The sequence below is a fragment of the Brevundimonas diminuta ATCC 11568 genome (assembly GCF_000204035.1).
Lineage (GTDB): Bacteria > Pseudomonadota > Alphaproteobacteria > Caulobacterales > Caulobacteraceae > Brevundimonas > Brevundimonas diminuta.
Window position 1 is genome coordinate 347,746 of record NZ_GL883086.1, and the last position, 11,899, is coordinate 359,644.

The 11,899-nt window shown below is 68.1% G+C and carries 6 protein-coding genes and 1 tRNA gene; 2 read left to right on the forward strand and 5 right to left on the reverse strand.

Features of this window, described 5'->3' with window-relative positions; genetic code table 11:
• Positions 1-55: 55 nt before the first annotated feature.
• Entirely contained in the window at positions 56-1,471 is a 1,416-nt protein-coding gene (gene gltX, locus BDIM_RS05500) for a glutamate--tRNA ligase (RefSeq protein WP_003164578.1), read from the reverse strand.
• A gap of 118 nt (positions 1,472-1,589) precedes the next feature.
• Between gltX and BDIM_RS05505 the strand changes: the two genes are divergently transcribed.
• Positions 1,590-3,620 carry a ComEC/Rec2 family competence protein gene (locus tag BDIM_RS05505; RefSeq protein WP_244911862.1) on the forward strand — a complete coding sequence of 677 codons (2,031 nt, stop codon included), beginning with the start codon at positions 1,590-1,592 and terminating at the stop codon, positions 3,618-3,620.
• A 152-nt stretch (positions 3,621-3,772) separates the two neighbouring features.
• On the opposite strand, the gene lexA is transcribed toward BDIM_RS05505, so the two are convergent.
• From lexA to BDIM_RS05520, 3 genes are all read right to left on the reverse strand, one after another.
• A complete protein-coding gene (gene lexA, locus BDIM_RS05510) occupies positions 3,773-4,477 on the reverse strand; it encodes a transcriptional repressor LexA (protein WP_003164579.1) in 705 nt (234 codons plus the stop codon).
• Between the two features lie 122 nt (positions 4,478-4,599).
• Positions 4,600-6,696, reverse strand: coding sequence for a S9 family peptidase (locus BDIM_RS05515; protein ID WP_003164580.1), 2,097 nt, complete (start codon positions 6,694-6,696; stop codon positions 4,600-4,602).
• A gap of 116 nt (positions 6,697-6,812) precedes the next feature.
• On the reverse strand, positions 6,813-10,091 hold the full coding sequence (locus BDIM_RS05520) for an autotransporter outer membrane beta-barrel domain-containing protein (RefSeq protein ID WP_040345139.1): 3,279 nt from the start codon (positions 10,089-10,091) through the stop codon (positions 6,813-6,815).
• A 299-nt stretch (positions 10,092-10,390) separates the two neighbouring features.
• On the opposite strand from BDIM_RS05520, the gene BDIM_RS05525 reads away from it, so the two are divergent.
• Entirely contained in the window at positions 10,391-11,641 is a 1,251-nt protein-coding gene (locus BDIM_RS05525) for a glycosyltransferase (RefSeq protein ID WP_040345144.1), read from the forward strand.
• Between the two features lie 153 nt (positions 11,642-11,794).
• Here the strand turns inward: BDIM_RS05525 and BDIM_RS05530 are convergent.
• Positions 11,795-11,871: transfer RNA gene (locus tag BDIM_RS05530), tRNA-Asp, on the reverse strand.
• Positions 11,872-11,899: the final 28 nt, after the last annotated feature.

The following is an 11,899-nucleotide window of genomic DNA, read 5'->3' on the forward strand; positions in this document are numbered from 1 at the left end:
TTCTTCTTTCGACCGGCGCGCGGGGAGGCGGACGGCCTGAGTTGGTTATGGGTGATCACTTAGTCTGTTGCAGCGCATCATCCAAGCGTCCGAGACTTTCGTCGCGCCCGAGCGCGCAAAGAGTGCGTGCGATATCTGGCGACGCCGAGCCGCCCGTCAAGGCGGCGCGCATGGAAGGCCCGATTTTTCCGAAGCCTACGCCTTCTTCTTCGGCAAAGGCCTTAAGTTCGGCTTCCAGGGCGAAGACGTCCCAGCTCTGGAAAAGACCTAGCCGTTCACGCAGTCGTGAAATTCGCTGACCGCTTTCGCCCTGCAGCAAACCGGCCGATTTCTCGTTCAACGCGAGCGGACGCGCCTGCAACACGAATGCCGTTTGATCGGCCAGTTCGGGGATGGTCTTGGCGCGATCCTTGACGAAAGGCATGGCCCGCAGAAGCCGTTCCTCGTCGTCCGGCTGCAACGCGCGGCCGCGCCCCAGATGGGCGTCCAGGGTCAGTTTGGCCAGGCGATCGTCGTCAGCCAGGCGCAGCCAGTGGGCGTTGACGTGGGCCAGCTTGTCGAAGTCCAGGCGGGCGGGGGCCTTGTTGACGCCGGTCAGGTCGAACCAGGCCAGGGCCTGCTCGTCGCTGAACAGTTCGTCATCGCCGTGCGCCCAGCCCAGGCGGGCCAGATAGTTGCGCATGGCCTCGGGCAGATAGCCCATGTCTGCGTATTCGTGCACCGCCTGGGCGCCGTGGCGCTTGGACAGCTTGGCGCCGTCCGGGCCGTGGATCAGGGGGATGTGGGCGAAGGTCGGCCGCGTCCAGCCCAGGGCGTCGTAGATCAGGCTCTGGCGGGCGGCGTTGTTCAGGTGATCGTCGCCGCGGATGACGTGGGTCACGCCCATGTCGTGGTCGTCCACCACCACGGCCAGATTGTAGGTCGGCGCCCCGTCAGAGCGCAGGATCACCAGGTCGTCCAGCGACGCCGATTCCCATCGCACGGTTCCCTGGACGGCGTCATCGACCGCGACGGCCTGATCCAGCGGGCGGCGGAAGCGCACCGTGTGCGGCCTGGTCAGATCGTCGACGCTCGGTTCGCGATCACGCCAGGGGGAGACGAAGTCACGGCCTTCAGCCTTGGCCTGGTCGCGCAGGGCCGTGGTCTCGTCGGCGGTCAGGAAGTCGCGATAGGCGTGGCCGGTCGCCAGCAGTTCATTGACCACGTCGCGGTGGCGGTCGGCGCGGGCGAACTGGAAGACCGGCTCTTCGTCGCCGAACAGTTCGAGCCAGGACAGGCCGTCGAAGATGGCCTTCACCGCCTCGTCGGTCGAACGTTCGCGGTCGGTGTCCTCGATGCGGATTAGGAATTTGCCGCCGCGCCCCTTGGCGTACAGCCAGTTGAATAACGCAGTTCTCGCCCCGCCGATATGCAGGTAGCCTGTGGGCGAGGGAGCGAAGCGGGTGACGACGGTCGAGGAAGGGGAGGTCATAGAGGCAGGGTCCATAGGGCAGGGTCTTATACGCCCGCCCGTGGGGAAGCGAACCCTTGCGGCCCGGTTAATTGACAGTCTTCGCGATGACGTGCGGGCGCAGGCGGATCGCTGGCCCTTGTGGTCGTCCGTCTGTTTCGGCGCAGGGTGCGCCGCCTATTTCGTGCTGAAGGATGAGCCGGCGACGTGGCCGCCGGCGGCGGCGGCCTTCGTGCTGCTCTGCATATGGATCGTCGGGCGGGCGCGGGGCTTGCCGCGTTGGGGGACTTTGCTTCTGTTGATGCTGGCCTGCTTTGGCGGCGGGTTGGCGGTCGCCAAGCTGAGGGCTGTGGCCGTGGCGGCGCCGATCGCGCCTGCGGACATGAAGCCTACGCAGCTTGAAGGCTGGGTCATGGATGTGGACTCGCCGGGCCAGAACGGCGCCCGCGTCGTCGTGGCGCCGGTGACGGTGCGCGGTCTGGCGCCCGAGGCGACGCCCGAGCGATTGCGGGTCACGGTGAAGGGGACGCCGCCGCCGCCCGGCGCGGCGATCCGCGTCTTCGGCATCCTGAATCCGCCGCCGCCCCCCGCTAGCCCCGGCGCCTATGACTTCGGCCGCAACGCCTATTTTCAGGGCATGGGCGGGACGCTGTTCGCCCTGGGACCGACGCGCACCGCCGATCTGGCGCCGCCGCCCTGGCGGGTGCGGATGGCGATGAAGATCAACGCCGTGCGCTACGCCCTGGCCGAGCGGATCGTGGCGCGGCTGGGCGAGCGGACCGGCGGGGTGGCGGCGGCCATGACCACGGGGCACGAGACCTGGATCCAGAGCCCGGACCTGGACGCCATGCGGGATTCGGGACTGGCGCATATCCTGTCGATCTCGGGCCTGCACATGGCGGTCGTGGGGGGCTTCGTCTTCTTCGCGGCGCGCCTGCTGGTCGCGGCCTGGCCGTGGCTGGCGTTGCGTGTTTCAGGCAAGAAGGTCGCGGCGATCGCGGGCCTGATCGCCGTCGGGACGTATCTGGTGATCTCAGGCGCGCCGCCCCCGGCCGAGCGGGCGGCGGTCACGGCCTCCATCGCCTTTCTGGCCGTACTGACGGACCGGCAGGCGGTGACGATGCGGGCGTTGGCGGCGGCGGCCTTCGTCGTTCTGTTGCTGCGGCCCGAGGCCGTGGTGACGTCGGGGTTCCAGATGTCCTTCGCAGCGACGGCGGCTCTGGTCGCCCTGGTCGAGGTCTGGCCGCGCCGCATCCGAGAGTTCGCCGCGCCCTGGCCCATCGTCGCCGTGCAGAGGTTAGGCAGTTGGCTGCTGGCCGCCTGCGCCGCCAGCCTGGTCGCGGGAATGGCGACGGGGCCGTTCGCCATGCAGCATTTCAACCGCACGGCCGTCTATGGACTGATCGCCAATCTGGCGACGGCGCCGCTGGCGGACTTCATCATGATGCCCGCCCTGGCGCTGGGCGCGGCGCTGGAGCCGCTGGGCCTGGGCGCGCCCTTCCTGTGGCTGGCGGGCAAGTCGGTGGATGTCATGCTGGCGGTTGGCCATTGGGCGGCGGGTCTGCCCGGCGCGGTTCAGGCGATCCCCAGCGCCCCGGCGGCGGCTCTTCCGGTCGCCTTCCTGGGCATATTGTTCATGTGTCTGTGGCGCGGCGGATGGCGCTGGCTGGGCCTGCCCTTAGCGGCGGCGGTGCTGATCTGGCCGCGCCCGGCTCCGCCGGACGTCTGGATCGGCGATGGCGGGGCGAATGCGGCGTATCGGCAGGGGGAGCAGGCGGTTGTCATGCGGCCTGCCGTGCGTCAGTTCGCCAGCGACCTGTGGTCCCGGCGGCGAGGGCTGGAGGCGGTCGGGCGGCTGGGCGAAGGCTGGACCTGCAAGCGGTCCTTCTGCGCGCCGGAGGGCGAGGAAGGCGCGCTCGCGCTGTGGTGGGGCAAGGCGGCGCCGGGCGCCGAGCAGATGGATCAGATGTGCCGCAGCGCCGAGGTGGTCAGCGTAAGGGCCGAGGTCGCGGTCCTGCCGTCGTCATGCGAGGGGCGACTGGTGCTGGACGGCGCGGATCATGCGCGCGGCGGGTCGGTGGAGCTGTGGCGGGATGAGGCGGGCGGCTGGCGTGCCCTGTGGGCGGCGGAGGTGCGGGGACGGCGCCCGTGGAACGGGGCTCACTCCTAACCGCTCATCCCGACGGACGCCGGGATCCAGTAAGAGATACACGCGCTGTCGTTGGCCAGAGGAGGCTAGATTACAGGCAAACTTCCAGACGACCTGCTTGAAGCCAAAGCACTGGATCCCGGCGTCCGCCGGGACGAGCGGGGATGGGGGCCTCAGTGATAGCGGCGCAGCAGGCCGACCAGCTTGCCTTGAACCTCGACCTGATCGGGGCCGAAGATGCGGGTCTCATAGGCGCTGTTGGCGGGCTCGAGTGCGATGGACTGGCCCTTCTTGCGTAGGCGCTTCAGCGTGGCTTCCTCGCCTTCGACCAAGGCGACGACGATCTCGCCCGAGGAGGCGTTCTCCACCCGCTTGATGATGACGGTGTCGCCGTCGAGAATGCCGGCCTCGATCATGGAGTCGCCTTCGATCTCGAGCAGGTAGTGCTCGCCCGCGCCCAGCATGGCTTCGGGGACGGGCAGGCGCTCGCGTTCGTGCTGGATGGCGGCGATGGGGGTGCCGGCGGCGATCTTGCCCAGCAGGGGCAGGTCGCGCACATCATTGGCGGCCTCGGCGACGGCGGGGCGAGGGTTCAGGCCGCCGCCCTGGATCACGTCGGGCTTGAAGGGCGCGCGGCCCTTGGCCGGGGCGGCGGTCGTGGCCTGCTCCGGCAGCTTCACCACCTCCAGCGCGCGGGCGCGGTGGGCCAGGCGGCGGATGAAGCCGCGTTCCTCCAGCGCCGTGATCAGGCGGTGGATGCCGGACTTGGACGCCAGGTCCAGCGCCTCCTTCATCTCGTCGAAGGACGGCGAAACGCCCGTCTCCCGGATGCGCTCATGAATGAACATCAGGAGTTCGTGCTGTTTCTTCGTGAGCATGGCGCAGAATCCAGAACAAGGCGTGAACCGTTGATGATGTTCTGTAAGTGTTCTGGTTAAAAGTCAACTAACGCCACGCTGAACCCCGGCGCCCGCCGCATGACGGGCGCGGGGACAGGGCCTTATTGCGCCGGAGCGGCCGGTGCGCCGTCCTTGTAGCGCGCGAACCATTCGATCATGGCGTTCATGCGGGCGGCGTTCTGGGACGGGCGGACGGCCAGGCTGTGGCCGACGCCGGGGATCTTCACCAGGGCCGTTGGCACGCCGCGCAGTTGCAGGGCGGTGTAGTACTGCTCCGACTCGCTGACGGGTGTGCGATAGTCCTCGTCGCCGACGACGACCATGGTCGGGGTCTTGACGTTGCCGACCAGCGACAGCGGCGACCGGCGCCAGTAGGCTTCCGGATTCTCCCACGGATATTCGCCGAACCAGTAGCGGGCGAAGAAGGCCGGGTTGTCGGCCGTCAGCACGAAGCTGGCCCAGTCGATGACCGGCTTCTGGACGACGGCCGCCTTGAAGCGGTCGGTCTTGCCCACGATCCAGCTGGTCAGCACGCCGCCGCCCGAGCCGCCGGTGACGAACAGCTTGTTCGGGTCAGCGATCCCCTGAGCGATAATGGCGTCGACGCTGCTGATCAGGTCGTCATAGTCGTTCGACGGATAGTTGTGGTGGATCAGGTTGGCGAACTCGTCCCCATAGGAGGTCGAGCCGCGCGGATTGACCGACAGCACCGCATAGCCCGCAGCGGCGAACAGCTGGTTGTCGGTGGCGAAGTGCGGGCCGTAGGCGGCGAACGGGCCGCCGTGGATCTCCAGCACCAGCGGATAGCGCTGGCCCTCGACATAGTCGGCCGGCAGCGTCAGCCAGCTTTCGACCGCGCGCTGGTCGTGGGAGGAGGCGACCTGGACGCGGCGCACCTCGCCCAGGCGACGGGCGCCGAGGAAGTCGGCGTTCAGGCGGGTCAGCTGGGTGCTGCGGCCGCCCTTCAGGACGTGGACGTCGGCCGGACGCGTCGGCGTTCCGCGCGTATAGGCGATGGCGCCGTCGTCGGCCACGGTGAAGCCGCCGCCGGTGTAGGGGCGGCCGATGTCGTCGCCGGTCAGATCCTCGATCAGGGTGGTGACGGCGCCGTCCATGGACACGCGGGCGACCTTGGTGCGGCCCTGGTCGTCGTAGGCGACATAGACCGAGCGGCCGTCGCGGCTCCACACCGGGGACTGGACCGAGCGATCGAGGCTCTCGGTCAGGGCGCGGCTGTTCGAGCCGTCGGCGTCCATCACATAGAGGCGGGTGTTGTGATAGCCCATCCGCTTGTCGTCATAACCCAGGTAGGCGATGCGGCGGCCGTCGGGCGAGGCGACGGGGGCGTTGTCCGGCCCCGCGCGGCTGGTCAGGGCGGTCAGGCCGCCGGTCTGAACATCCAGGGCGAAGACTTCGCTGTCGGCGGCTTCACGCTGCCAGTCGGGGCGACGGTTGGCGCTGAGGTAGAGGGTGCGGGAATCGGCCGACCAGGACAGGCCGCCGCCGTGGTGGAAGTCGCCGTGCGTCAACTGGCGCGCTCCGCCGCCCTGAGATCCGACGACGAAGACGTGGCGGAATCCCGGCTTCAGATAGCCCTGGCCGTCGGAGCGGTAGGAGACGCTGTCGATGATCTCCAGGGGCGGCGCCCACTGGGCGCCCTCAGGCTTGGCCAGGGGCGAGCCGATCTTGGGCTTTTCGCCGGGGACCAGGACGGAATAGGCCAACTGCTCGCCGTTGGGCGACCAACTGACGCTGGACGGGGTGTTGGGCAGGTTGGTGACGCGGACCGATTCACCCGACGCCATCCAGCGCACGAACAACTGGGGCGCGCCGCCCTCGGCGCTGGAGATGTAGGACAGGCGCGTACCATCCGGCGACCAGCGCGGCTGGCGATGTGAACCGGCCGAGGCGACCAGGGGCGAATGACGGCCGGTCTTCACGTCGATCAGCCAGATGGTCGGGCGCATCCGGTCGGTCATGATGTCGGCCGTCTGGCGGACATAGGCGATCTGCCCGCCGTCTGGACTGATCTGGGCGTCGGAGGCGACCTCCATGCCGAACAGGTCTTGCGCGGTGAACAGGCCGCGGTCGGCGGTCGGCAGGCTGGGCGCGGCGGCTGGCTGAACGGCGGTTTGCGCCATCGCGGGCGCGTGGGCGCTGAGGATCAGGGCGCAGGCCGCCCAGGCGAACTTGTTCATATGAAACCCCCTCTGGTTTGGAGGGATCATAGAAAGGCGCGAGGGGGCGGCAAGATAGGGAAAGGGCCGCCGGAACGAATCCGGCGGCCCTTTTTCATTCGCGTTCCGAAGAAAAGTCAGAACTTGAAGCTGGCCCGCAGCAGCAGGGTGTAGCGGACGTAGTCTTCCAGCAGTTCGGCGTCGCCGGTGATGGCTAGCATGCCCAGATCGTTGCCGACGTTCAAACGGAAGCCCAGGATCGGACCGCCCCCCTCGATGCTGGCGGGCGTCAGGGTGAAGGCGTCGCCGCCCGAAGCCAGGCGGGCGATGGTGGTCCCGGCGTCGACCGAGAAGTTCTGACGCCAGCCCAGACGGACCTCGGGGCGGATCCAGCCGTCCTTGCCGAAGCCGTAGCCGATATTCACCGCGGCCACGCCCGAGAAGATGTGACCGTCGCGTTCGTCGATCTTCAGATCGAAGCCGTCGCCGCCGCCCTTTTCGGTACGAGCGTCCTCGCTCAGCGAGAAGTATTCGACATAGGCTTCGGGACGGATGTTCAGGCGGCCGAAGTGACGCTCGTACGACGCGCCCCCGGCGGCGGCCAGGGTCAGGCCGTGCCAGTCGGACTCGTTCTTCAGATTGATGCCGTCGGCGACCAGTTTGCGCGTGGCGCTGAAGGAGGCGTAGCCGCCGGCCGCGCGCGCCCAGGTCGTCCAGTACTGGCCCTGAGCGCGCCAGTAGAGGCCCAGCTCGAGCAGGTTGGCCGACAGGACTTCTTCAGCCGCCGCTTCGGGGTCTTCCAGATCCGACGAGGTGAAGGCCGCCGTCAGGCCGAAGGCGCCCATGTTGGTGCCGCGCTCGACGCCGCCCGCCAGGCCGAAGCCTTCAGAACGGAAGCCGTAGGTGTCGGTCTTGTCCTTGTCGGCGTAGAAGTTGATCTCCTGCACCCAGGCGCTGGTTTCGCCCGGCGTCGCGGCGGCGTTGCGGCCGGTCAGGGCGCGGGTCACGGCGTCGACGCCGCTGGCCAGCGACAGCAGCGGACCGCCCGAGTGGTCAGGCAGCAGCTGCTGATAGATGTTGAAGAAGCCGTCGCGGTCGGTCTGGTTCAGCATGGCCGCGCGGATCAGCTCATTGTCGGCCAGGCCGGCGTAGAGCACGTCATAGGCGGCGGCCTCGGCCTTGATCATGCCGGCTTCTTCCGCCGTGCGGCGACGGGCGTCGACCGTCAGCTTGCCGGCGGCGTCGTCGACGTTGGCCTTGACCACGAAGGCGTAGGGCGAGTTGGACTGAAGCGCGTCCTGGTCGATGGCGCCGACGTTCAGGTCGCCCGCCTCGATGATGGTGAAGGACGTCGGATCCTGGATCAGGGAGTTGAAGCGAACGCCCAGACCCGCGCCGTCGGCCAGGTCGGCGCTGCCGCTGACCTTGAAGCCGCCGTTGGCGTTGTTGGCGGGGTCCAGGGTGACGATCAGATTGCCGTCGGCGCCGACGTTCAGGTCGCTGACCTGAAGCTGACCCGTATGACGCGCATCCAGCGTGCCCTTGGAGACGTCGATGTCCAGTTGGCCGTCGCCGTTGGACAGCTTGCCGGTCACCACGGCGCCGCCGCTGATGGACAGGCGGTCGGCGCCGGTTCCGAAAGAGATGTCGCCGGTCACCGTGCCGTTGCGGATGTCCAGCACATCAGCGCCCGAACCCAGGCGGATGTCGCCGCGGATGGCGGGTTCATTGGCGTCGGGCACGCCGTCCTTGTCGGCGTCCGGCAGCTTGTGGTCGGGAATGACCACGCCGTCCTGCACCAGGGTGACGCCCGTGCTGTTGGCGCTGACGTCCACGGCGATGGCTGACCCGGTCTGGGCCACGTCCTTTTCAGGGCTGACGACCGCCAGGATCCTGCCGGTGTTGTTGATCGAAGTCAGCGTGCCGGATTGATCGCGCACGGCGACGGCGTCGCTCTTGGAGCCGTTCACGCCCGCCGACAGGGTGCCGGAGTTGCTGAGCGAAGAGACGTTGGCGCCTTGAGTGATCAGCACGCCCGCGGCCACATTGGCTTCGGAACCCGCCGAGACGCTCTGAATCGTGCCGGAGTTGAAGATGCTGGGGACCGTCGCGCCCGCGCCGACCAGCACGCCGGTGCTGTCGCCGGTGTTCGCCGTGGCGGTGATCGTGCCCTGGTTCTTCAGGCCGCCGGCCAGGCTGACCGTCTGGCCCGTGCCGCCGATCTGGACGGCGGCGGCGTCGATGTTCTTGTAAACGCCGGCGGCCTCGATGGCGCCGCGGTTGATCAGCGCATAGGCGTTGTCGCCGGTTCCGACCGCGCCCAGTGTGATGGCCTTGTCGGTCGAGCCTACCAGCAACGCCGGCGCGCCGCCGAAGGAGCGGATGGAGGCCGTCGTTTCCTGAGCGTCGGGAATGCCGTCGCCGTCGCGGTCGTCGTCCTCGCGGTTCTTCTTGCCGTCGCCGTCGTCGTCCTCGTCGCCGTTCTTGACGCCGTCGCCGTCGTCGTCTCCCTCGATTCCGCCGGCCCCATAGGACGGCGCAGTGTCGAACAGAACGCCCTTGGCGACGTCGCCCGCGATGCGGACAGCCGGGCCGCCTTGCAGCAGGTCGTCGGCGTCCAGGTTCTCGAGATAGGTCGCGCCTTCACGGGGTTGGCCCGTGGTCGGCTTAGATGGGGGCGCCGTGGTGTAGCGATAGCCGGTGCTGGTGACGGCCCCTTGAATCTTGACCGCGCCGTCGACGGCTCCGTCAATGGCGACGCCGACCGCGTTTTCGCCGACGGCGGCGACGCTGCCCAGGAGGGTGACGTCGCCCGTGATGTCGCCGGTCGTATGGATGCCGTAGGTGTCATTGCCGACGACGCTGATCTGGCCCTGGCTGAAGAGGTTGCCGGTCAGCGGGGCCTCGACGGTCAGGCCCGACGAATTGTTGCCCTCGACCTTGATTGAGCCGGACGATTCGATGCGGATGTTTCCGACCAGCGGGGCCGAGCCCGTGACGCGGACGCCGTGACGGTTCGTGCCGTCGGCGAACGGGCCGTCCAGGTCGCCGTCCTTGTCGTCGTCCTTATACTCCTCGATGGAGTCGGTGATGTTGATGGCGCCGCCGATGGTGATGTCGCCGGTGTTGCCGCCGTTGACCAGGACGCCCGTGGCGCCGTCGGCGGACTTGAGCATGTCGATCTTGGAGCCGGCGTCCAGCTTCACGTCATTGCTGGAATTCAGCGTCACGGCGGCGCCCGAGGTCACGGTGATCGAACCGCCGTTGGCGAGCCGAACGTCATCGGGAGCGCCGTTGTTGGCGGTCGCGGTGCTGATGGGCGTGGTCCGCCCGTTGGAAATGACCTGTTCAGCTTGAACGCCGGAAGCGACCAACAGGGGAGCGATCGCAACGGCGCTCGCGAGCAAGATACGCATTCGTAAGAAACCCCTCGTGGTCGCACGCGCAAGGATTGAAGGCGACCCTCCTATCAGGGTCCACGCCCGCACGCCCCAAGTTTCTCGAATTTGAGGCGAATGCAAGACCGGCCGTAGGGAGATCAACCTGAACGGCAGATGAAAAGCGGCGGCGGGCGACTGGAAAGCAGCGGCCTCTTGAGCGTGACGGTTGCAAGCGGTAGGGGCCGAAAAGCACGGTGCAGATTAACCGGGCCCGTCGCATCCAAAGCCGGAGCTTTAGCGTTAGCGTGAAGAACGACAGGCAGAAGGTCCACCGCATGAGCGCGAGCTATATCGACGTCCAGGAAAGCGAACTGAGGCTGTTTCCCGGCCTGGACGAAGAGGTGGCCGACACCTTGCGGGCGATGAAGGCGGCAGCCGCTGATTCCCGCCCGCGCCTGGTCGACACCACCATGCTGTTTGCGCCCCGCTCGGGCGGGGTGAAGCGCTATCTGCTGTCGAAGAAGACCTGGCTGGAGGCCAATCGGCCGGGCGTGGCGCACAATCTTGTCGTGCCGTGCGCGGCGTATAAGGCGGAGCCGGACGGCGTCGTCCGTCTTCATGCGCCCAAGCTGCCGTTCGGCGACGGCTATCGTTGGCCCAGTTCCGTGCGCCGCTGGGGCGCCTGGGTGTCGTCGCTCAACCCCTCGCTGATCGAGGCGGGCGACCCTTATACGCCGGGCCAGGGCGCGCTGGAGGCGGGCCAGAGGGTCGGCTGCCCGGTCGTCGGCTTCTGCCACTCGGATCCGGCGGCGCTGGCGGCGCTGCATTTCGGCGAATGGGCCAAGAAGCCGGTCGAGAAGCGCTGGGCCAAGCTGTTCTCGCAATTCGATCGCGTCGTCTCGCCCAGCCGATTCATCGCTCAGCGTCTGGAAGAGGCGGGCGTGGGGGGCATTGCGATTCGTCCGCTGGGCGTCGAGGTCGACACCTTCCACCCGGATCGCCGGGATCGCGACTGGCTGTTGAAGCGGCTGGGACTGGGCGCCGACGCCCGCCTGTTGTGCTTCGCCGGGCGTCCGGCCAAGGAAAAGAACGTCGGCGTCCTGATCGACGCGGTGCAGCGGCTGGGCGCGCCCTATCATCTGGTGCTGGTCGGCGCGGGGGCGGGGATGCCGCCCGAGGATCGGGTCATCTCCCTGCCGTATGAGAAGGATCCGCGCGCCGTGGCCCGCATCATCGCCAGCTGCGACGCCTTCGTGCACGCCAACGACAAGGAGCCGTTCGGCCTGATCGTGCTGGAGGCCATGGCCTGCGGCCGGGCCGTGGTCGGCGTCAATGCGGGCGGCGTCGCCGAGACGGTGGACGAGAGCGTGGGACAACTGGCCGCCTCGGCTGATCCGGTCGATTACGCCGAGGCCATCGAAGCCTTGTTCGCGCGCGACGTGGAGGCTCTGGGCCAGGCGGCGCGGGTCAAGGCGGTCGAGCAGTTCGCCTGGAACCGCGTGTTCGAGGATCTGACCATGCTTTACGGCGAACTGACCGGGAAGGCCGAGTTCGTCACGCCGCAAGAGGCGCTGCCGATCAACTAACCGTCTGCTGTGGTCGCCCTCGGGCTCGTCCCGAGGGCTTGAGGCCGGACATGGCGGAACAGACGCGTGAAAGCTGCGTCTGCGATCAATCTCGATTTTCTGAGAGGGGAGAGGGAAGGGCGGTGCGCCACTCCCTCAGATCCCTGAGAGGAGTGGCGCGAGTGACGGGGCTCGAACCCGCGACCTCCGGCGTGACAGGCCGGCACTCTAACCAACTGAGCTACACCCGCGTTCCCATCCGAAGCGCTGTGCGCCGCG